Here is a 23,433-nt window from a genome sequence, read left to right as displayed (position 1 = left end):
ATCGCCGCTGGCCTTTGCTTATCAAAAATCACAGACAATACCGGATGTATAAATATGCACATCCGCCATATATCTGTGCCGGGGCGCGAAACCTGATTGTGGATGCCTGCCATACCGGCCGCATGCGACAGAGCGCCCGTGTTGTAAAAATTATTCGTTGTTTCCATGGCTTTAAATCGTTTTTATATCACAAAGTTAGCATCAAACCGCCGAAAATGCAAGCGACATCACGATACACTTCACTATACGGCCGGTTATTATCCGGCAGAAAGAGAAAACCACAGGAAGGAGGATTAAAACTCGGCCGGCAACTCGTTTTTTTGCCACAACAGACTGCTAATTACGGGATTTTGAGTATTTTTGCATGAGATTAAGACGGGCATACGCACGGAGTGACATGAAAAACGAGGAAAAGCATGCCTGCAGCGGCACCCGTCACATACCGTATACACATCATCAACATCGTATTTTGAAATTATGCAAGAGACAAGACAGAACAAAATCGCGAGGCTGCTGCAAAAGGAGCTGAGCATCATATTCCAGCAACAGACACGGATGACACGCGGCATAATGGTGTCGGTGACACGCACGAGGGTGTCGCCCGACCTCAGTATATGCACCGCCTATCTGAGCATTTTCCCCAGCGACAAGGCCGAAGACATACTGGCCAACATCAAATCGAGCGAAAAGACAATACGCTACGAACTGGGAACACGCACACGCCACCAGTTGAGGATTATCCCCGAGCTGCGCTTCTTCGTGGACGACTCGCTCGACTACATCGAACATATCGACGAACTGCTGAAAGAGGAATGATACTGCCGCTATACATATCGCGCCGTTATCTCTTCTCAAAGAAAAGCACGCACGCCATAAACATCATCAGCGGCATCAGCATGGTGGGTGTGGCGGTGGCTACGATGGCGCTCGTGGTGACGCTAAGCGTGTTCAACGGTTTCCATGACCTGGTGGCATCGTTCTTCACCACGTTCGACCCGCAGATTAAAGTCACTCCCGTGACAGGCAAGGACGCTCCGGCCGACGACCCGGTGCTGACGCGCATAAAGGCTCTCCCGCAGGTGGAAGTAGCCACGGAGGTGGTGGAAGACATGGCGCTGGCCATGTATGAGGGCCGCCAGGCGATGGTGAATATAATGGGTGTGGAGGATAATTTCGACAGCCTGACACACATAAGGGAGATACTTGTGGGCGACGGCACATACGAGCTGCATGCCGCCGACATATCATACGGCATACCTGGCATACGCCTGGCCGAGACGCTCGGCACCGGATTCACCTACCGCAACCCGATAAGGATATTCGCGCCGAGGCGCGAGGGGCAACTGAGCATGACTGACGTGGAAGACGGATTTGTGGAAGACGAGCTTTACTCTCCGGGTGTGCTCTTCAACGTAAAGCAAGCCAAATACGACAAGGGCCACATACTGACTAACATTGCGTTTGCCAGGAGGCTGTTCGACCGCCAGGGAATGATAACGTCTCTCGAACTGCGCCTGAAGCCGGGAAGCGACTTCGACGCCGTGAAAGCCGAGATGAAGAATATCGCAGGAGGCAAATACTACGTGAGAGACAGGTACGAGCAGCAGGAAGACACGTTCAAGATAATGAAAATAGAGAAACTCATCGCATATATCTTTCTTACGTTCATCCTCATCGTGGCATGCTTCAACATCATCGGAAGCCTGTCGATGCTGATGATCGAGAAGAAAAACGACGTGGTGACACTGCGCAATTTAGGAGCGAGCGACAAACTGATAACAAGGATTTTCCTCTTCGAGGGGAGGCTCATCACCGTGATAGGCTCCGTGGCCGGCATTGCACTCGGCCTGCTGCTCTGCTGGCTGCAACAGACCTACGGCATCGTGGGACTGGGTCGCTCGTCGGGCTCTTTCGTGGTAGACGCCTACCCGGTGAGCGTGCATCCGGACGACATCATCGTGATTTTCATCACCGTCATAGCCGTAGGCTTCGTGTCGGTGTGGTATCCGGTGAGATATTTCGCAAAGAGGTTGTTGTGATTTGAGGAGTTGAGTAGTAAGGAGTTGAGTAGTAAGGAGAATACTTTCAAGAACAAGAACAAGATTTCATGCTCAAAGATGTGGATAAATATTCTTTGGGCAGTTAACGACAAATAAAAATCAAGCCGTGATTGTTTCATACACAAATCACGGCTTTTTGATTTTATAAGGAGAATACTTTAAGGAATAGTCAATTCCAGAAAGTATTCTCCTTACTCCACAACTCCTTACTCCACAACTCCTCAAATCAATATCTGAACGAGCTTCCTCCGAGAAACTCGCGCAACAGCGATGTAGACGGTACCTCATCGTTGGTGATCGGCTTTATATAACGAAGGAAACGAAGCAGGCGGCGGGCCTCGCTGTACTCGGGAGCGCACTCGGGCACAAGCTCGAGAAGCGGCTCGGCCTGCGTCTTTATCACGGCAAGCTCGAACAGCATGGCCGTATTGAACATCACGTCGGCATTCTCCTGGTAAGGAAATATCCACTTGTCTTCTCCCGCACGCACCGACGGCCAGCGACGTATGGTATCCAAGGCGCTCATGCCACGATACTTGTGGTCGCGGATGATCCGGCGCAGCAGACGGTTGTCCGTCGTGGGTACATAGTTGTGCGAGTCTAACAGGATAGTGGTAAGGGCGGAGGCATACACCCTGAACTTCTGTTCCTCGGGTATGGCGGCCGTCAGTTCGGGGTTAAGGGCATGTATCCCCTCAACCACAAGCACCTCGTTTCCTTTCAGACGGAGCCTGCGCCCGCTCTTCTCGCTGCGTCCCGTCTGGAAGTCATAGCGCGGCAACTCAATCTCTTCGCCTGCGAACAGTGCGTTCATCTGCTCGTTGAGCAACGGTATATTGAGCGAATACAGGCTCTCGAAATCATAATCGCCCGACGCGTCGCGGGGGCTTTTCTCACGGTCTACGAAGTAATCGTCGAGCGAGATGCCTATCGGCCGTATACCGTTGGCGAGCAGCTGGATAGACAACCGCTTGCAAGTCGTGGTCTTGCCGCTCGACGACGGTCCGGCAATGAGCACCATCCTGACGTTTCGCCGCTCGGCTATCCGCTCGGCTATTTTCACTATCTTGTTCTCCTGCAACGCTTCCGACACGTTTATAAGCTCGGTGCTGTTGCCGGATGCTATCACCTCGTTGAGGTCGCCGATGGTGCTCATTCCGAGAATATCCTGCCAGTGATGATGCTCCTTGAATATCTCGAACATCTTGTCCTGACGCACCAACTTGCCAAGCACCGACGGGTCTTTGCGCGACGGTATGCGCAGAAGCAGGCCGTCGTAGTAGCGCACGAGGTCGAAAAGATGCAGGTCGGCAGTGTTTGTCAGCAAGGAACCGTAGTAATAGTCGCAATATCCGTCGATATCGTAATACACGGTATAAAGGCTTCCCACGCTTTCGAGCAGTTTCACCTTAGAGTACGTGCCCAAGGCACGGAACATCTCTATCGCTTTCTCCGTGGTGGTCTCATGCCGGCGTATGGGATGGGCCTCGGCCACAATCCGGCGCATACGTCCAAGGATGGCGGCGGCGTCCGCATCGCTGACAGGGTGCCCTATGGACAGATCGCAATAATAACCGTTCGACACGGGGATGTCTATCTTCACATGGCCGTCGGGATAAAGGTCGTGAACGGCCTTGCACAACACGAAAAAGAGCGTCCGGGTATACGACCGTTGCCCCGAGGACGAATACAGGTCAAGAAATTCCACATCTTTATTATGGTACACCCTGTAATTCAGTCCCTCCACCTTGTTGTTCACTTTTGCGCTGACCGGGCCGAAAGGCATATCCAGATCAAATTCATCAAATATCTCAGAAAGTGTACTTCCGATGCGAAAGTTTTTAATTTTTTTATTATTTTTGCAACGTATTTGTAACATCTTTTCCATTCTCGTATCATTTTAATGGTTATACATTTACAGCCGTAAAGTTACTCAGAATATCCGAGAAAAGAAAACGGTAGCATTTTAATTAAATAAAAAATATGTCGTTAATTATTATTTTTAAGTTGATTGGAGCCTTGGCACTGCTAATCTATGGTATGAAAGTGATGAGCGAAGCCCTGCAAAAAATGGCCGGATCGCAATTGCGCCATATCCTCGGAGCCATGACAACGAACCGCTTTACAGGAATGCTCACGGGCATGTTCATAACCGTATCAGTGCAATCATCATCCGCCACGACGGTAATGACGGTGTCATTCGTAAACGCCGGGCTGCTGACTTTGACGCAAGCCATATCGGTAATCATGGGCGCCAACATCGGAACCACGCTCACGGCATGGATAATGAGTGCCGGTTTCTCGTTCAACATCACGGACTTCGTATGGCCTGCATTCTTCGCAGGCATCATACTTATATACATGCGCAGACACAGATACATAGGCGATTTCCTATTCGGAGTGGCGTTTATGTTCTTCTCCCTTGGCGCACTCAGCCAGACGGGCAAGGAGATGGACTTGGGACACAACGCCGAACTGGCGTCTTTCTTTGCCTCGTTCGACCATGACAGCTTCATTACCATCGTACTTTTCCTTGCCATCGGAACCATACTCACATGCATCGTGCAGTCGTCCGCCGCACTGATGGCCATCACGATGGTGCTCTGCACGAGCGGCGTACTGTCTATATACCACGGCATCGCGCTCGTGATGGGAGAGAATATAGGAACCACACTGACCGCGAACCTTGCCGCCCTCACCGGAAACACACAAGCCAGACGCGCGGCAATGGCCCACCTGTTCTTCAACGTATTCGGCGTGTCGTGGATACTTGCATGCTTCTATCCGTTCGTAAACACAGTGTGCTCCACGGTTGGAGTAGACCCGATGACCGAGCATATCAATCCCGTGCGATTGTCGTTCGTATTGGCGGCATTCCACACAGCGTTCAATATCACCAACACAGCGATACTGATTTGGTTCATACCACAAATAGAACGATTCTGCAATTGGGCTATAAAACCGAAGAGGAACGACGAGGAAGACGAGTTCCGGCTACGCTACATAGGCGGCGACAACATCATGAAAACCCCTGAGCTATCGGTACTTGAAGCGCAGAAAGAGATTCAGTCGTTCGCCAAGCGCATACAAAGGATGTTCGGATTTGTACGCGAACTGCTCGGAACAAAGGACGAAGCGGCCTTTACCAAACTCTTCACACGAATAGAGAAGTACGAGAGTATCAGCGACAACATGGAGATCGAGATAGCCAAATACCTCGACAGCGTGAGCGACGGGCATCTGAGCGACGACACAAAGGCAAAGATACGCACCATGCTCAGGGAGATATCCGAGATAGAGAGCATCGGAGACAGCTGCTACAACATAGCGCGCACCATCAGCAGGAAGAACTCCGGAAAGGAAGACTTCACCGAAAAACAGTATGAACGCATACACCAGATGCTCGAACTGACAGACGATTCGCTCACGCAGATGAACACCCTGCTCAGCGGCCGGAAGGACAACTTCGACGCCAACCGCTCGTTTAACATCGAAAACGAAATCAACAACTACCGCACACAACTCAAGAACCAGAACATCAACGATGTCAACAACCACGAATATACATACGCCATGGGCACGATGTACATGGATATCGTGAGCGAGTGCGAGAAACTCGGAGACTATGTGGTAAACGTTGTTGAGGCACGCATGGGCACAAGACAAAGAGGCGCGTGACCGAACGTCACACGTCACGTCACAGGCCGTAACCGGATAACGGCATGACAAAGGCACGACACACCCCATAACAATAAGATACATAAGCATGATGAGATACACCGCCGGCATAATGATATTGCTGTTATGCGCCGCCCTATGCAGGGCACAGCAACAAACGACATGGGGAGACATGGGCGACGGCACGTACCGCAACCCTGTTCTCAACGCCGATTACAGCGATCCGGACGTCATCCGGGTGGGCGATAAGTACTACATGGTAGCTTCCGACTTTCATTTCATCGGCATGCAGGTTCTCGAATCGGAAGATCTCGTCAACTGGCGGATTATCAGCCAGATATACGACAGGTTTGACATGCCGGGTTGGGATGCGAACAAACGGTACGCAGGCGGCTCGTGGGCACCGAGCATCAGGTATCACGACGGACTGTTCTACGTGTTCTTCTGCACTCCGCACGAAGGCTTGTTCATGAGTACCGCCACCGATGCCAGAGGCCCGTGGGCACCGCTGCACTGTGTGAAGGAAGTGGAGAAATGGGAAGACCCGTGCCCTATCTGGGATGAGGACGGACAGGCATATCTCGGCCACAGCGTGCATGGAGCCGGCCCGATAATAGTGCACCGCATGAGCGCCGACGGCAAAACACTTCTCGACGAGGGCACAACGGTATACACAGGCCCCGTGGCCGAGGGCACGAAATGGCTCAAACGCGACGGCTATTACTATCTCAGCATTCCGGAAGGAGGCGTCCGCACGGGATGGCAGACCATGCTGCGGTCGCGCGACATATACGGTCCTTACGAGAGGCGCATCGTTCTCGAACAAGGCTCCACAGCCATAAACGGCCCGCATCAGGGCGCGCTTGTAGACACTCCGAACGGCGACTGGTGGTTCATCCACTTCCAGTCTGTCCCCTCTACCGGCCGGGTGACGCACCTGCAACCGGCCCGCTGGCGCGACGGCTGGATAGAAATAGGCGAAGACTACGATGGGAACGGCATCGGCGAGCCTGTGACCGCATACTCGAAGCCTGCTCCCAAGAGCGACATGAGACCCGAAATACCGGCGATGAGCGATGAGTTTGCCGGCAACGGCCTGTTCTGGCGAGGCCGTAAGCAAACCGCTCTCGGCCTGCAATGGCAGTGGTGCCATAATCCTGTGGACAGCGCTTGGAGCCTGACAGAACGCGAAGGCTGGCTGACACTGCACGCCATGGAAGCCGACAGCCTGCGGTTTTGCCGCAACATGCTCACGCAGAAGAGTATAGGACAGCCCGGCGAGGTGACCACGGCCGTCGACTGTACAAACATTTCGACCGACACCTATGCGGGCTTGCTGCTCATCGGCAAGGAATTCAGAGCCGTCGGCGTTTGCCGCGACGGCATCTTTACAGAGGCAAACGGAAAAAGACAGATTGTCGACCGCAACGTGAAATCATCGAAAGGCAAGCCAAGAGTGGTATACCTGCGCGCCACCATCGACAATCAGAGAAACATAAACCGGTTTTATTACAGCACCGACGGAAAACGGTTCGTTCCAGCCGGAGCGTCATTCACCATGCGCGACGGCTATTGGAAAGGCGTGCGGCCGGGACTGTTCTGCTACAATACGAAAGAAAACGGCGGCACCGCACGGTTCGATTACTTCCACTACGACCTGAAGCAGCCGGCAGCCACACAGCGTACGACAAAGAAATGACCCATAACGGACGTATGGCGGAAAGGTGAAAACCTGCCGGCAGACCGGACATGAACCGCCGCTATCATCAGCATGGCTCTCGTCCGATCGCCGGTAAACGATGGCGGAGTGGCACAGGCTGACATAATCAGGAGGCTGTTCGGCTCGCCGACCGCCGTTTCCGAGGCATTCAAGCCATTCGAGACACAATACGACACATATCTTATAAGTATGAGGATATAATAGAGAGACAAGATTTATAACTGCCTGAAAGCATTTAACATAATGCTGAAAAAATATTTAACATAACCGCAAAAAGCGTTTAACAAATCAAGAAAATATCTGACAAAACGCTATCCGTATTTCGCCCGTTTAAAAATTAAAAGCCAAAAGCCGGAAATAAACGAATTACGAACTGCTTTCCGCAAGTATCTGTGCATCAGCTTGATACGCCTACCACACCTACTTCCCCTACCAAACCTACCCCACCTACCCTCACTATTTTTTCCATTCAGCGTCCCGTTGCCTCGCATTCAGACGCTAAACGCAAGCCAACGGGACACCGAACGCGACGCGATTGGCAACCCAACGCGATCCAACGGGCATCCCGTTGCGGAAAAAACGCCGCTTTTCGTCTATGGCGAAAAGCGGCGTATCGCATTGCATATAGCGGTGCGTATCGTATTCGTTCTCTGTTTCAACAGAAAACAAAGTGTTAAATACGTGACTTTATCATTACATTTAAAAAGCGTCTTCACGCACATACTCCGGACGCTCGTCCGGAGTGTCGGTACGTATCTCCACGTTGTCGAACACCACGTTGCGGGCATGGCGCACGAAGAAGCCTTTGGCCGGCAGGGTGTCCCACATAGTGGCCTCGGGGTAGTCTTTCTCTTTCTCGTCGGCCGGCACAGGAGTCTTCTTCCCGCCTCCCTTATGACATATAAGGATGTCGCTCAGCCTGACGTTCTCCACCGGATGGCCGGGAAGACCGGTCACCGAGCATCCCGTGGCACCCGCGTTGCGCACTATCACGTTGTCTATATGCACATCGCGGATTATACCCACATTGCCGATCACCTGCCCGTTGTAGTATCCACGGGCACGATTGCCGAGCCGCACGAATATCGGAGCCTCAGTGCCCTCGACGGTAATTCCGCTCACACTTACGTTTTCCAGCACGCCCCCATCCACTATTTCAAGAGATATTGCCGATATGCCCCTTGGCAGTCCGAAATACTGCGACGTCTGGTCTTCCGACGGTTTCACGGCGATGCCGCTGATGTTGATGTTGCGGAACCCGCCGTTGGTCTCCGTTCCCAGCTTTATAGCGTTGCAGTGGCTGCTCACCACACAGTTGCTTATCGTAACGTTCTCGCACAACCTCGGCGAGGTGCTCTTCAATGTGATGGCGTCGTCATCGCTGTCGGCCGTCATCCCGGTCACGATCACATCGTGACAGCCGTCTATGTCGAGCGCGTCATTGTTGTAGTTGTTGCGGTTTTTCACCCTGATGCCGTCTATGCGCAGACGGTCGCAAGCCAGATAGTGCTGCATCCAGCACCCGCTGTTGCGCAGGGTGATGTCTTTGACCGTTATGTCCCGTCCACGTATGAAGCGAAGCAGGTGCGGACGCGTGATTCCCTCGTCGTTCCACGACAGTTTCTTGAATGCCTTGCCGCGCCCGTCTATCGTGCCGTGACCGTCTATCACCACGTTGTCCACATCGTCGGCATATATCAGCTGTATAGTCTCGGTCTGTGTGCGGAGCGAAAGATAGTCCGATTTCACGGGCTTATAGTCTGCCAGGTCGGTACTGCCATACAGCGTGGCACCATGTTCGAGATGCAGGTTGACATTGCTTTTGAGCACTATCGTGCCTATCTTGTAGCCTCCCGTGGGCACTATTACCCGTCCGCCGCCGGCCCTCGAGCAGGCGTCTATGGCCTGCTGCACTGCAACGGTGCTCAGTCTCGCGGTATCGCCGACGGCGCCGAAATCCACGATGTTGTAGTCTGCGGCACCGGCCTGCGCCACGGCGACACATAGAGAAAAGGCGATAAATATCTTTCTGATGTTCATAAGATTAGTTTTTTTATTGAGACAACAGTCCCCACCGGTAGGAAGACCGGTTGCCCCGGGTTGTTTAAACAGTGTTTTTATCTTGAAGTCCCTTACCTTTTGATTGACAAACCGGTCATACAACCGTGGGACACACACCGCATTTAAGGCGTAAGACCTACGATAGCGCCTCAATCGGGACGGTCGTTTGTTTCATAACGACATACCCCGGCAGGCATATTATGGCCTGCCGGGGTATACAAAGGTATCATCATTTTTTGGTTGCCCGTATGAAATATACTATCAACAGGGCGTATGCGCCGAGCGAAAGAATTTCAGACAGCGGGTTTGCCCACCACGTGTCGTATGCGAAATCGACACCGCCGAAGCGCAGCAGGGCACTCACCACACCCATGAGAGCGCCGCCGGCAATGAACCCTGAAGCTATCAGGTTACCTTTCTCGCCACGCTCCTTGTTTGCTTTATCATCGGCTGTGCGTGTTGTCACAAACCAGTTTATCGCTCCTCCGACAAGCAAGGGAGTGTTGAGTTCCAGCGGGATGAACATTCCAAGAGCAAAAGCCAGGGCCGGAACACGGCACCATGTGAGCACAACGGCAATGCCGGCACCTATGGCATAGAGTATCCACGGAGCGCTGATGCCGTTCATCAGCGGCTCGATGACCGCTGCCATCGCATTGGCCTGAGGGGCTGAGAGCTTGCCGGTGTCAAATCCGTATGCCTCGTTGAGCAGCATCATCACACCGCCTACCGTGGCAGCCGACACCAACGTGCCGAGAAACTTCCACGACTCCTGTTTTCTCGGCGTGGTGCCGAGCCAGTAACCGACCTTCAAGTCGGTGATGAACGCTCCGGCCATAGACAGCGCCGTGCACACCACGCCACCCATGACGAGCGCAGCCACCATGCCGCTTGTGCCGCTGAGACCTACACCCACCATCACCACGGAGGCGAGAATAAGCGTCATCAGCGTCATACCCGACACAGGATTGCTGCCCACAATGGCTATGGCATTGGCTGCCACGGTGGTGAAGAGGAACGCTATCACGGACACAAGGACTATCGCCACGAGGGCGAAGAGCATGTTGCCGTCCATCACTCCCAACCAGAAGAAAAGGAAAGTGACGATTATCGTGAACACGGTGCCTACGGCGATGACCTTGAAAGGGATGTCGGCATTCCCGGAACCATCCTCACTCCTCGAAAAGCCGTTACTCTTTCCCCCCCCCGCGATTCTGCCGATGCTCTGCCTGATGATACCCCATGACTTGATGATACCGATGATACCGGCCATGGCTATGCCGCCGATGCCTATCGACTTGCCATACTCCTTGAATATAGCCTCAGGGCTCATGGCTCCCACGGGGTCGGTGATTGCGGGATTCCATGCGTTAAGCACCGTGTCGTGGAAGAGCAACGCCATGCCAGGCACTATCAGCCACCACACAGCCAGTGATCCGAGTGTGATTATCAACGCATATTTCAGACCCACGATATAGCCCAGTCCGAACACCGCAGCTCCGGTATTGACCTTAAACACGAGCTTGGCCTTGTCTGCCAATTGCTCGCCCAGCCCGCAAACGCGCGTCGTGAAGTTCTCGTTCCACAGTCCGAACGTGCCCACGATAAAGTCGTACAGACCGCCGACAAGTCCCGCTACGAGCAGCGGTTTCGACTGGTTGCCGCCCTGTGCCCCGCTTACAAGCACCTGTGTCGTGGCGGTTGCCTCCGGGAAAGGATATTTACCGTGCATGTCGCTTACGAAATACTTACGGAAAGGTATGAGGAAAAGTATACCGATGATACCTCCGAGAAGCGAGGATATGAATATCTTGATGAATGACACAGTTATCTCAGGATACTTGGCTTGAAGTATGTATATGGCCGGCAAGGTGAAAATGGCGCCCGCCACCACCGCGCCCGAGCACGCTCCGATGCTCTGTATGATGACATTCTCTCCGAGAGCCTTGTGGCGCTTGGCGGCGGTAGACACCCCGACAGCGATAATGGCGATAGGTATAGCGGCCTCAAACACCTGCCCCACTTTAAGACCGAGGTATGCGGCGGCGGCCGAGAAGAGCATCGCCATTATCACACCCCACGTCACCGACCATGCGTTTACCTCGGGATAGTTCTCTCCCGGCGTCATGACAGGCTCGTACTTTTCTCCTTCTTTCAACTCACGGAACGCGTTTTCCGGCAGTTGAAGCATTTCTTTTTCGTTCTGTTTCATATTTTGTTGATGTTTTGTTGCTAAATTTGAGGAGCTAAGAAATTAAGGGAGTCAAGCCAATAGCTTTCAAGACCTGAAAGCTCCAAAACTCCGGTTCCAATATTCCTGTATCCGCCACTCAAAGCTGTTGGTTTAACTTCTTGACTCACAAATGGTTCTCTTTCTCTTCCAAATACTCAGCGAATATCCTCGCGGCGGAGATTATCTGCCTGACGCACGGCCGCGTCTTGTAGTATTCCGCCGTGCGTTCGGATGCCTCGCAGGTGACGGGGGCACCCCGTTTGAGTTTCAACAGCTCGGCGCACGTGAGCGAGCCGTGCTCGGCGGCGAACCGTCCGGCAAGCCGCTGTACTACCTTATAGTTATGGGATTTGCCCTCCCGGTCGCCGGGCGTGGTCGAGCCGCAGTCCATCCCGGCAAGGGTGAACATACCGCAAGCGGCACCGCACGTAAGTCTCATACGTCCGATGCCGCCTCCGAACCCGGCGCTGAGCCTCAACGCCTGTTCTTCCGTGTACCCGTAAATATCGGCAAACGCCGCCACGACAGACTGCGAGCAGTTGAACCCCTGCATAAACAGTTCCTCGGCACGGCGTATCCGTTGTTCCTTATCTATCGGCATGGTCATTCATTACAGTTTATTTTTTAAGACAGTCAAACCGAACGCAATGAAAGCCGTTTCAAATTGCCGAGGCGCAGACTATCTCCTTGCAAAGTTAACCTAAATTCCGATGAATACAAAATAAAAAAGCCGCAAATATGACAAACCGGTCGTCAGCGTGGCAGCACGGCCGCCATGCGGCGCAGTCCTTCCATCATCCGCTCTCTCGGACAGGCAATGTTTATACGGATGAACCCCTCGCCCGCCTGACCGTATATTGTTCCGCTGCTGACCATCACCCGGCCCTCTGTAAGCAGCCGTTCGGTGACTTGGTCGGATGTCATGCCAAAAGCGCTGATATCCGCCCACACAAGATATGTGCCCTCCATAGGCACTATGCGCACACGCGGAAGCCGCCCGGCGAAAAACTCACACAGTGCCGTGTAATTGCCCTTGATGTAGGCCAACAGACTGTCGAGCCACTCCCCGCCCTCATTATAGGCCGCTATGAGGGCTGCCACACCGAAAGGATTTACGTCGCACACCTCGTTGATGTTTATCGCCCGGTCTATGCGACGGCGCACATCGGCATCGGCCGATATTATATTGGCTATCTGCAATCCCGCAGTGTTGAACGCTTTTGACGGTGAACAGCACGTCACCGAGTTTGCCAGACAGCCGGCAGAGAGCGACGCGAACGGGCGATACTCATGCCCGTCGTATACCAACTCGCAGTGTATCTCGTCGGAAACGACGGTCACACCGTGGCGCACGCAGATGTCGTTGACCCGCAACAGTTCCTCTGCCGTCCACACACGGCCGGCGGGGTTATGCGGGTTGCAGAGCAGCATGAGCCGTGCTTTCGGGTCGGCAGCCCGCTGTTCCAAGTCGTCGAAGTCCATTGTGTACAGGCCGCCGGCATATATCAGCGGACTTTCCGACACATCACAACCGTTATTCCTGATAGACGAAAAGAAGCAGTTGTAGACCGGAGTCTGCACGATCACACGGTCGCCAGGCACTGTGAGAGCTTTTATCACGGCCGACACGGCCGGCACCACGCCCGATGTATACTGTATCCACTCACGCCGCATTGTCCACCCGTGACGACGGGAGAACCATGAGATGACGGCATCGTAATACTCGTCGGTCACAAGCGTATATCCAAACACGCCGTGCTCGACCCTGCGCCGCAACGCGTCCATTATCGGCCGGGCCACACGGAAGTCCATGTCGGCCACCCACATGGGTATTATGTCGTCGCCTTCCGGCTCGTCCCACTTGTAGGAGCCGGTGCCGCGGCGTGTTATCAGATCGTCAAATTTATTGGTCATTTTTAGGGAATTAAGAAGTTAAGGAGAGTTTTTTTTGGAAAGTTATTTATTGTAGTTAAGGTAGTTTTCTTGGGGAGTTATCGTTCGCAAGCCTGCTCTAACTCCCCAAGGAAAACCACTTTAACTCCTTGATATAACCTCACAATCCGCCGGCGCCTTGATGTTCTCATCTATCGTGACACTTCCTATGCTGTCGGCCGTGATGCGTCCCGACCTTGGATTTTTGATGTTTGTTATAGCACCACGGATGTCGGCCTGCACGGTGGAATACTCGAATGCGCGGTCGCAGTCGGCACCGAACGTACAGTTTTCCAACACCAGGTCGTGAGCATAGCACAATGGCTGCTCACCCGTGATATGACAGTTCACCAGACGCAGGTTCTTAGAGTGCCAGCCGAGATACTCACCGTTGAGTTCGGAATCGTAAATAGTGACATTCTCCACCTCCCAGAAAGCGTCTTTGGTGGTTATCCTGGCATTGTGTATCTCAACATCGCGCACATACTGGAACACATACTTACTGTCGCTCACCAGCCCGTCGACACGGATATCCCGGCTGAACATGAACGGATAAGTGCCGTCGTGCAGCGTGACATTCTCCAACCGCAACCCCGAGCAGCGCCAGAATGTCTCGTCGGCATCATTCACGGTCACGTTGCACAGCGTCAGATCGTCCATCTCACGAAACATCTTCGGGGCATCTATCACAGTGTCCGTCATCTTCAAGTGCGACGAATACCACAACGCCGAGCGGGCTCCTACGGCAAAATAACAGTCGGCGATGCTGAAACGGTCCACATGCCAAAACGGATAGTTTCCCTCAAAACGACAACGCACGGCCTGTATGTCGCTACACTCTTTTATGGCAGACTCTCCGGTGGTTATCGTCACGTTGTCCAGCAACACGTCGTGATGCTCAAACAGCGGACGCTCGCCGCCAAAAGTCATGTTTCTTATCTCTTTCATCTTGATATTTGATATTGGTTTTTGTTGTTTATCCTGCCAGCTCAGGCTTGTTTGTTTTTTTTACGAATGCAAAATTAACAAGTTTTTTCCAATATCCGTGTAACTGTTTTACGGATTGAACAAACATTTTCATCCGTAAGCATGGAAAAGAGAGAAAAACAGCACACCACAGCGCAAACCGGGATACGACAGAAGACAGGACGAGAATGAGACGAAACGGGAACATACGTAAATAACGATGATATTATTTTGTTTTCCGCCGCCTTTGCACTACCTTTGCAGAAGATAGGCATTGCCACGGTAACCAGAAACAGGTTTCGCCGTACACGGCCTGCGCTGTCTTTGCATACAAAATATACTGAAAGAAAATGAAAAAACTGTTTATCGAGACCTACGGCTGCCAGATGAACGTGGCAGACTCGGAGGTGGTTGCGTCGGTGATGAAGATGGCAGACTATGACATCTGCGATACGATTGACGAGGCCGATGCCGTGTTTCTGAACACATGCTCGGTACGCGACAATGCGGAACAGAAAATATACAACCGGCTCGACACGCTGAACGCCATGCGCAAGAAAGGGCGGCGGCTAATCCTCGGCGTGCTCGGCTGCATGGCGGAACGGGTGAAAGAAGACCTCCTCGAAAACCATCATGCCGACCTCGTGGCCGGTCCTGACGCCTATCTAACCCTGCCCGACCTCATAGCGCAGGCCGAGACAGGGCACAAGGCAATAAATACGGAACTGTCTGTCACGGAAACGTATCGCGATATTGTGCCGCAACGCCTGCACGGGGCAAGGATAGGAGGATTTGTGAGCATCATGCGCGGCTGCAACAACTTCTGCCACTACTGCATCGTGCCATACACACGGGGCCGGGAGCGAAGCCGTGACATAGAAAGCATACTCCGTGAAGTGAGAGACCTGCGCGACAGGGGGTACAAAGAAGTGACGCTGCTGGGACAGAACGTTAACTCATACCGATTTGAGAAGCAGGCGGCAGACGGCACTGAGAACGCCGGACAGACGGTGGCAGACTTCCCGGGATTGCTCCGCGCCGTGGCCGGGGCAGTGCCGGAAATGCGAGTCAGGTTCACTACCAGCCACCCGAAAGACATGAGCGACGAGACGCTCAGGGTGATTGCCGAGATGCCGAATGTGTGCAAGCACATACACCTGCCTGTACAGAGCGGCAGCGACAGGATACTGAAACTGATGAACAGGAAGTACACCCGCGAGTGGTATCTCGACAGGGTGGCCGCGATCAGGAGAATAATTCCCGACTGCGGGCTGTCTACAGACATATTCGTGGGCTACCACAGCGAGACAGAAGAAGACCACCGGCTGTCGCTGTCACTGATGCGCGAGGTGGGATACGACTCGGCGTTCATGTTCAAATACAGCGAGCGACCCGGCACATACGCATCGAAGCATCTGCCGGACGACGTGCCGGAGGATGTGAAGATAAGCCGCCTCAACGAGATGATAAAATTGCAGACAGAACTGTCGGCCGAGGCAAACCGGCGCGATGAGGGCAAAACGTTCGAAGTGCTTATAGAAGGATACAGCAAACGTTCGCGCGAACAGCTCTGCGGACGCACAGAACAGAATAAGATGGTGGTATTCGACCGTGGCGACTATCATGTGGGACAGACCGTCAAAGTGAAGATAACAGGCAGCACAAGCGCCACACTGATGGGAGAACCGGCAGGCCTGTAAGCGGCTTGCGAAGATGTGGGACAGGGATTGAAGATGGTGGCAAGCATCATCACCCACCGAAAGAAAGGATGTACCACCCCAACAATAAATAAAACAACAAACCGGAAAATGAAAGAATTCATACAGGTGATGCGCCGCTTCGTGCCGCCATACAAGAAATATCTCGTCGCGTCGATCGTGTTCAACATACTGTCTGCCGTGCTGAACATATTCTCGTTCATGACGCTGATACCGATACTGAACATCCTTTTCAAGACAGAAGAGAGCAAACGGGTGACGGAACTGATGCCCGTAGGCTGGGACAATCTGAAAGAAGCGGCGATGAACAACGCCAACTACCACATCACACAGCTGATAGACAGCGTGGGGGCGACCACCACCCTGCTCATCATAGGACTGCTGCTCGCCGTGATGACATTCGCCAAGACCGCCGCCTACTTTTTCAGTTCGGCATCGATAATCCCCATCCGCACGGGCATCGTGCGCGACATTCGCAGCCAACTGTACAAAAAGATAACATCGCTGCCGCTCGGTTTCTTCACCGAAGAACGCAAGGGAGACATCATAGCAAGGATAACGGGCGACGTGGGAGAGATAGAGAACTCGATAATGTCGTCGCTTGACATGCTTTTCAAGAACCCGATACTCATCATAGCGTACTTCTCGATGCTGCTGTTCATCAGTTGGGAACTGACGCTTTTCACCATAGCCATAGTGCCGGCGATGGGCTGGGTGATGGGCATGGTGGGCCGAAAGCTCAAGGCACGGTCGCTCAAAGCGCAGTCGCTGTGGAGCGATACGATGAGCCAGGTGGAGGAAACACTGGGCGGACTACGCATCATCAAGGCCTTCTGTGCCGAGGAGAAGATGAACGCCCGCTTCGCAAACATAAACAACGAGCACCGCAACACCATCATGTGGGTCAACATCCGCCAGCAAATGGCACACCCGATGAGCGAGTTTCTCGGCACGGTGATGATTGTAATCGTGCTCTGGTTCGGCGGAATGCTCGTGCTCAACAACTCAACGCTATCGGGTCCGGTATTCATCTACTACCTCGTGATACTGTACAGCATCATCAATCCGCTCAAAGAGTTCTCCAAAGCGGGATACAACATCCCCAAGGGACTGGCGTCGATGGAGCGCGTCAACAAGATACTGAAAGCCGAGAACAATATTAAAGAACCGGCAAGCCCGAAGCATATAAAGGATTTCACAGGCAAAATAGAATTCCGAAACGTGTCGTTCGCTTACAACGCTGAGGCGGAAAACAACAAAAGCACATCTCCCTCCACACCACACGCACCACACTCCACAAAAGAAAACCCGAACATCCGCTGGGTATTGCGCGACATCAACCTCACGATAGAGAAAGGGAAGACCGTGGCACTGGTAGGCCAGAGCGGCGGCGGCAAGTCGACTCTCGTGGACCTTATACCGAGATATTACGACGTGCAGGAGGGCGAAGTGCTCATAGACGGCATCAACGTGAAAGACATCGGAATACAAGACCTGCGCCAGTTGATAGGCAACGTGAACCAAGAGGCAATATTGTTTAACGACACATTCCGAAACAATATAGGCTTCGGGGTGGAGAACGCCACGCAGGAACAAATCGAAGAGGCGGCGAAGATAGCCAACGCGTACGATTTCATAATGGAATCGGAACACCGGTTCGACACAAACATCGGCGAACGGGGCGGCCGTCTCTCCGGCGGACAACGCCAACGGGTAAGCATCGCACGCGCCATTCTCAAAAACCCGCCGATACTTATCCTCGACGAAGCCACGTCAGCGCTTGACACCGAAAGCGAACGACTCGTACAAGACGCGCTCGAAAGGCTGATGAAGACACGCACCACAGTGGCAATAGCCCACCGGCTGTCCACCATACGGCAGGCCGACGAGATATGCGTGCTGCACGAAGGACGCATAGTGGAGCGCGGAACGCACGACGAACTGATCGCCATCGACGGATATTACAAGAAGCTCAACGACATGCAGAGCAAATAAACATGGAAAAGGCCGCGCTTAAAATTGAAGACACAAGCGCGGCCTTTTATATTGTCAGGCTCCTTGCCTTTCAGCCTTTCATCCACCGGTCCTCTACCTTCAATACTACACCGACAGCCAACGGCATACCATTCCAGAACCATATCGTATTGACACAGGTTGCCGTCAACTTCTCGTCACTGAAAAGATGAAGCCACAACATAAGCAGTATGGCAATCCCTTTGAGCTGCAACGTAGTATTTTTCCGCATCACATTTATTTAAATTGCCACAAAGATAACGAATTTAAGGCGAATAACAACGTGTATCAAGTTTTTATCCGTATCTTTGCACAAGATTAAACGCATCATGGGCAAAGCCATTAAAGTATCATGGCGCTCATCCGATCCTTTATCAAACATGACAAAATATAATACCGACGGAAATCCATAAAACAGCATCGGACAATGAAAGCAACGTATTATATCATCCATACGACAATGTATCTGATATCATTGCTACCGCTCTGGATTCTATACCGCATCTCAGACGGTATCTATCACATCATATACCATATAGCCAAATACCGCCGTCCGCTGGTACGCAAACATCTGAAAGACTCTTTCCCTGAAAAAAGCGAGACTGAGATAATAAAGATTGAAAAAGGATTCTATTCATGGTTCGCCGACTATATAGTGGAGACAATAAAGCTGTTCTCCATGAGTGAGAGACAGATTAGGAAGCGGATGAAGTTCAAAGGAACGGAAGAGCTGGACATCTGCGTGGCAAACGGACAGTCGTGCGGAATATACCTGGGGCATCACTGCAACTGGGAATGGATAACATCATTGCCGCTTTGGACTACCGGAAAGGCGCACTGCGCACAGATATACCACGTGCTGGAAAACAAACAGTTCAACAACCTGTTCCTCCGGTTGCGCCAACGCTTCGGAGCCGAGTGCATACCGATGGCCGAGACACTGCGCCAAATAGCCCGGTACAAACAGGACAACCAACCGATTGTACTCGGATATATATCGGATCAGGTGCCGTTCTGGAACAACATACACCACTGGCTCGACTTCCTGAACCACGATACGCCGGTACTCACAGGTACGGAGAAGCTGATGCGCTCCACAAAACAAGCCGTTTTCTATGCCGACGTGCGCCGAATACGCCGCGGATATTATGAGTGCGAGCTGATACCGATAACCAGACATCCCGAAACGACCGGGCAATGGGAACTCACCGACACATATTTCGCGATGCTTGAAAAATCAATACGCAACGTGCCGGAGTGCTATCTGTGGACACACAACCGCTGGAAACGCACCCGCGAGGAGTTCAACATCCGATATGACACCGCCACCGGAAAGGTCGACTTGGGAAATCTGGATGATATCAAGAAACGAAAAGGCATCAAATAACATACCGACATGATATTCGTAAAAGGATACGGACAGATGTGCAACAACTGGTTGCAGTACGCTCACATCTATGCTTGGGGACTGGAGAACGGAGTAAATACCGTATCCATGAGGTTCTCATACAAGTACAAATATTTCAAACTGTCGGAACTGCCTTATCATAACTTCGCTACATACCTGCTCGCGAAATTCCTTATAAAGACCAAACTGATAAAATGCCTGTGGCTGCAACATCCCAAATACAGTACGGATGAAAACATATTGCGCATGCTCCGCAATACGCCGACAATCGCGGCAGACGGCTGGGCGTTCCGCCATCCGGCCTTATTTGACAAATATCACAATGAGATTAAGCGCCTGTTTGCCTTCCGCCATAAGAAAATCGCCGCCAAAGAGGCATGGATGAAGTCGCTGCCGGAGGCCGACATACGGCTGGGTATACACATACGGCGGGGCGATTACGCAAAGTGGCAAGGCGGATTATACTATTTTGACGACCGCATATACGCCGAAATGATACGCCGGTTCAGTGAATTGCACAACGGAAAGAGCATCCAGGTATTCATAGCCACCAACGATCCGAGAACCGACGTGGAGCTGATTAAGCGCATATCGGGAACCGACTGCATCTATATGAGCGCCGGAAATCCGGGCGAAGACCTGTTCGTTCTCTCCGAATGCCAATACATCATGGGCCCGAAGAGCACGTTCTCGCTCGTGGCCTCGTTCTACAACGACGCCTCGCTGCATTGGATCGAAAGCAAAGACGACAAGATAACGGAAGAGAGTTTCCGCAAATTCGATGATGTTTTCATGGATGTGTAAACACCGCCCAACCGCTTACAACCGTCAGGGCAATGCCCCTGCATATAATGACAAAGCGCAGAAAGACATGATAACGGAACATTATCGGATAAAAGACAACCACTCTCAACCATCGTATGCAAACATTACGGAATATCAATACAAGAATAAAGACATGAAAATAAAATCACCGAAGACAACACTTCTCATCACTACATACAACTGGCCGGAAGCACTGGAACGGACCGTAAGGAGCGCATTCGACCAAACAGTGGCTCCCGATGAGATTGTCATTGCTGACGACGGGTCGACAGACGAGACCAGGCAACTGATCGAACGATTGGGAAACGAAAGCCAGATACCAATAATACACGTGTGGCAGGAAGACAAAGGGTTTCTTCGCACAACCATACTTAATAAAGGCATAGCCAAGGCTTCGGGGGAATATATACTGCAAGTGGACGGCGACGTGATACTAAGCAGACACTTCGTAAGCGACCACCTGGAACTGGCCGAGCCAAACTATTTCGTATGCGGCAGCCGTGTCAAACTGTCACCGGAAATCACACAAAAGGTATTCGCCAACCCCGACTTCCATATCAGCCTGTGGAACATGCCGCCCAGCTTTGCCCTCAACAGCCTGCGCTCACGCCTCTTGCGCCGTTTCATGTCTCTGCGCTACGGCAAGAAGATAGACCACCTGCGCGGATGCAACATGGCATACTGGAAAGCAGACATCATAAAAATCAACGGATACAACGAGAAGCTCACTCAGTGGGGACACGAAGACGGCGAGATGGCCTACCGCCTTCACTTTGCCGGAGTAGGAAAGAAATCACTGAAAATGGGCGGATGCGTGTATCATCTGTACCACAAAGAAGCGTCACGAGACAACGAACAGGCGCATACAGCCGAGCAAAACAGGGTGATAAAAGAGCGGTTGCGCCGGTGCGACGACGGTATAGACAAATATCTGTAAAATCGTCGGAAAGCATTTACCGCGTTTTTGAAAAGTACTGATAACACTTTCTGAAAATATCCGCAATACCAACGGGATGTATCTGCAACACCATGGTAAAGCATTTGTAACGACATTGACAACTATCATACAAGAATGAACAACCTGAAAACCGGCATATTGAAATTCTTCTGCACACTCATCTCAGCGATTGTGCCGGTAAAATCATGGCGGCACAAGGTCAGATATGCGCTCAATCCGCTTAACGACAGACGATGCACGGCATACTTTACGAGAAAATATGCCACCTTGCCATATAACGGTTTCAGCGTAAAAGCACTCTGCCCGCTTCCTGCCGGCACCGAATGCCTGTGGCTATGCTGGCTGCAAGGCGAGCAGCAGATGCCCGAACTGGTGAAAAACTGCGTGCGGTCGGTGGAAAAACACAAGAACAAAGAACAACGGATATTCATCATCACCGAAGAGAACTACGGCCGATACATATCCCTTCCCGATTTCATTATAAAGAAACGAGAACGAGGAGCGATAGGAAACGCACATTTTTCCGACATCCTGCGTGTATATCTGCTCGCCGCATACGGCGGCTATTGGATAGACGCCACATGCCTGATGACCGACGCTTTCCCTGAGGGTATGTCCCGCCTGCCGTTTTTCATGTATCACTCGCAGGGAGAATTCGCATATACAATGATACAAAACTGCTTCATACATGCCAAGAAAAGCAACTATATCATAACCCGGTGGGCACAACTGACGACCGAGTTATGGCACAACGAGGACAGACTGCTGCACTATTTCCAACACCACCTGATGTTCAAGGCCATGATATCGTCCGATGACAGGGCAAGAAAAGAATACGAAGCCATGCCTTACGCCAACGAGAAAGACACACACACGATACAGGAATGGATGAAAGAACGAAAGGCTTTCTCGCCCGAACTGCTTGAAAAGGCTATGGGAAAATCGTTCATACACAAACTGACATACAAGCTGGCTGCTGACAACCACGACGGCACAGAAACCTTCACAGGCTACTTCTCCCGCCCGAAGCTATGCCTGCCACAGGCAAAACAGCACTCACTTACTTTTTCCTCCGCCGCTCCTCGATGAGCTTCGCCACTATCGCAAACTGATATACGGCATCCAACGTCGCGTGTATCAGGCCGGGCATACCGTCGAGAAACCCTCTTTTCAGAATGTAAGACTTGAAGAAACGGAACGCCGGGCGATATACAACCGCAAACAGTCCGTAGTTCTTATGCCTCCGTCGGGGCAGCTCGTGCTCTGAGTAAACATCCGTCTTTCGGATAATGGCGCTCACGGAATCGTTCGCAAGGTGCTCTAACGCCAGCCCGGTGCGCCAGGCCGGTATCTTCACCACCGTGCCGTCTACCCGTGGCGATGTGTGTATCACCGGAGGCCATACGGTCACACGGCGGTCAAAAAAACGCAATACATAGTCGGGATAGCAGCTGTGCATGAACCGCCCCATGAAGTAATTGCGCCGGGGTATGGCTATCCCGGCAGGACACGAACCGCCGGCAAGCATCCCGTAGAGATAGTTCCGCAACTCATCGGGCACCAGCTCATCGGCATCGACCACCAGCACATGATCGTAAGAGGCGCTGTCTATGGCAAACTGGCGGGCCGGCTCCACAATGTCGCAACCGTCTTTGGGAAACGTCACCACCCTGCAACCGCACCCGCGGGCAATCGCCACCGTGTCGTCGGTGCTCTCCATGTCGCAAACCAGTATCTCGTCGAACCCCGTCACCGACCCAATCACACGCTTCAAGTGTGCCGATGCGTTATAGGTGTTTATCACCACAGATATTTTCCTGTCGTTACTTGCTTCTGCCATACCGCCGTTTATAGATTGTTT

At 52.3% G+C, this 23,433-nt stretch carries 19 protein-coding genes; 11 read left to right on the top strand and 8 right to left on the bottom strand.

Annotated features, from left to right (window positions below; genetic code table 11):
• The first annotated feature begins 477 nt into the window (after nt 1-477).
• Nucleotides 478-816 carry a 30S ribosome-binding factor RbfA gene (gene rbfA, locus HPS53_RS03650; protein ID WP_104369477.1) on the top strand — a complete coding sequence of 113 codons (339 nt, stop codon included), beginning with the start codon at nt 478-480 and terminating at the stop codon, nt 814-816.
• Nucleotides 813-2,039, top strand: a complete 1,227-nt coding sequence (locus HPS53_RS03645; protein ID WP_172204435.1) for an FtsX-like permease family protein — start codon at nt 813-815, stop codon at nt 2,037-2,039. Before rbfA ends, HPS53_RS03645 begins: the two co-directional genes overlap by 4 nt.
• 247 nt (nt 2,040-2,286) lie before the next feature.
• On the opposite strand, the gene HPS53_RS03640 is transcribed toward HPS53_RS03645, so the two are convergent.
• Complete coding sequence (locus tag HPS53_RS03640) at nt 2,287-3,948, bottom strand: nucleoside kinase (protein WP_104369475.1); 1,662 nt, start codon at nt 3,946-3,948, stop codon at nt 2,287-2,289.
• 95 nt (nt 3,949-4,043) lie between these two features.
• Between HPS53_RS03640 and HPS53_RS03635 the strand changes: the two genes are divergently transcribed.
• From HPS53_RS03635 to HPS53_RS03625, 3 genes are all read left to right on the top strand, one after another.
• Nucleotides 4,044-5,738 (top strand): Na/Pi cotransporter family protein, encoded by a 1,695-nt coding sequence (locus HPS53_RS03635; RefSeq protein ID WP_104369474.1) that lies wholly within the window; start codon nt 4,044-4,046, stop codon nt 5,736-5,738.
• Between the two features lie 112 nt (nt 5,739-5,850).
• Nucleotides 5,851-7,437 carry a glycoside hydrolase 43 family protein gene (locus tag HPS53_RS03630; RefSeq protein ID WP_253942810.1) on the top strand — a complete coding sequence of 529 codons (1,587 nt, stop codon included), beginning with the start codon at nt 5,851-5,853 and terminating at the stop codon, nt 7,435-7,437.
• A 72-nt stretch (nt 7,438-7,509) separates the two neighbouring features.
• Nucleotides 7,510-7,659 carry a hypothetical protein gene (locus HPS53_RS03625; RefSeq protein WP_158249580.1) on the top strand — a complete coding sequence of 50 codons (150 nt, stop codon included), beginning with the start codon at nt 7,510-7,512 and terminating at the stop codon, nt 7,657-7,659.
• Nucleotides 7,660-8,157: 498 nt separating this feature from the next.
• On the opposite strand, the gene HPS53_RS03620 is transcribed toward HPS53_RS03625, so the two are convergent.
• From HPS53_RS03620 to HPS53_RS03600, 5 genes are all read right to left on the bottom strand, one after another.
• Nucleotides 8,158-9,498, bottom strand: coding sequence for a glycoside hydrolase family 28 protein (locus HPS53_RS03620; protein ID WP_104368672.1), 1,341 nt, complete (start codon nt 9,496-9,498; stop codon nt 8,158-8,160).
• Between the two features lie 250 nt (nt 9,499-9,748).
• On the bottom strand, nt 9,749-11,731 hold the full coding sequence (locus HPS53_RS03615; protein ID WP_172204433.1) for an OPT family oligopeptide transporter: 1,983 nt from the start codon (nt 11,729-11,731) through the stop codon (nt 9,749-9,751).
• Nucleotides 11,732-11,876: 145 nt separating this feature from the next.
• Complete coding sequence (locus tag HPS53_RS03610; protein ID WP_172204431.1) at nt 11,877-12,353, bottom strand: C-GCAxxG-C-C family protein; 477 nt, start codon at nt 12,351-12,353, stop codon at nt 11,877-11,879.
• 152 nt (nt 12,354-12,505) lie between these two features.
• On the bottom strand, nt 12,506-13,666 hold the full coding sequence (locus HPS53_RS03605) for a MalY/PatB family protein (RefSeq protein WP_172204429.1): 1,161 nt from the start codon (nt 13,664-13,666) through the stop codon (nt 12,506-12,508).
• Nucleotides 13,667-13,786: 120 nt separating this feature from the next.
• Entirely contained in the window at nt 13,787-14,632 is an 846-nt protein-coding gene (locus HPS53_RS03600) for a DUF3737 family protein (protein WP_172204427.1), read from the bottom strand.
• A 368-nt stretch (nt 14,633-15,000) separates the two neighbouring features.
• Here HPS53_RS03600 and miaB point away from each other — a divergent pair, with 368 nt between their 5' ends.
• Nucleotides 15,001-16,350 (top strand): tRNA (N6-isopentenyl adenosine(37)-C2)-methylthiotransferase MiaB, encoded by a 1,350-nt coding sequence (gene miaB, locus HPS53_RS03595; protein WP_172204425.1) that lies wholly within the window; start codon nt 15,001-15,003, stop codon nt 16,348-16,350.
• A gap of 108 nt (nt 16,351-16,458) precedes the next feature.
• The gene (locus HPS53_RS03590; protein ID WP_172204423.1) at nt 16,459-18,363 is read left to right on the top strand and encodes an ABC transporter ATP-binding protein; all 1,905 of its coding nucleotides are present in this window, start codon (nt 16,459-16,461) and stop codon (nt 18,361-18,363) included.
• Nucleotides 18,364-18,433: 70 nt separating this feature from the next.
• Here the strand turns inward: HPS53_RS03590 and HPS53_RS03585 are convergent, their stop codons facing one another.
• A complete protein-coding gene (locus HPS53_RS03585; protein WP_104369139.1) occupies nt 18,434-18,613 on the bottom strand; it encodes a hypothetical protein in 180 nt (59 codons plus the stop codon).
• Nucleotides 18,614-18,808: 195 nt separating this feature from the next.
• On the opposite strand from HPS53_RS03585, the gene HPS53_RS03580 reads away from it, so the two are divergent.
• From HPS53_RS03580 to HPS53_RS03565, 4 genes are all read left to right on the top strand, one after another.
• Nucleotides 18,809-19,768, top strand: coding sequence for a lysophospholipid acyltransferase family protein (locus tag HPS53_RS03580; RefSeq protein WP_104369140.1), 960 nt, complete (start codon nt 18,809-18,811; stop codon nt 19,766-19,768).
• A 9-nt stretch (nt 19,769-19,777) separates the two neighbouring features.
• On the top strand, nt 19,778-20,593 hold the full coding sequence (locus HPS53_RS03575; RefSeq protein WP_172204421.1) for an alpha-1,2-fucosyltransferase: 816 nt from the start codon (nt 19,778-19,780) through the stop codon (nt 20,591-20,593).
• 154 nt (nt 20,594-20,747) lie between these two features.
• Entirely contained in the window at nt 20,748-21,551 is an 804-nt protein-coding gene (locus HPS53_RS03570; protein WP_172204419.1) for a glycosyltransferase family 2 protein, read from the top strand.
• A 135-nt stretch (nt 21,552-21,686) separates the two neighbouring features.
• Nucleotides 21,687-22,661 (top strand): capsular polysaccharide synthesis protein, encoded by a 975-nt coding sequence (locus HPS53_RS03565; RefSeq protein WP_172204417.1) that lies wholly within the window; start codon nt 21,687-21,689, stop codon nt 22,659-22,661.
• Here the strand turns inward: HPS53_RS03565 and HPS53_RS03560 are convergent.
• Nucleotides 22,633-23,412 (bottom strand): glycosyltransferase family 2 protein, encoded by a 780-nt coding sequence (locus HPS53_RS03560; RefSeq protein WP_104369143.1) that lies wholly within the window; start codon nt 23,410-23,412, stop codon nt 22,633-22,635. The two genes, HPS53_RS03565 and HPS53_RS03560, sit on opposite strands and share 29 nt — an antisense overlap.
• Nucleotides 23,413-23,433: the final 21 nt, after the last annotated feature.

Source organism: Prevotella sp. PTAC, from assembly GCF_013166535.1.
Lineage (GTDB): Bacteria > Bacteroidota > Bacteroidia > Bacteroidales > Bacteroidaceae > Prevotella.
This window is presented reverse-complemented; position numbering and strand designations above follow the sequence as displayed.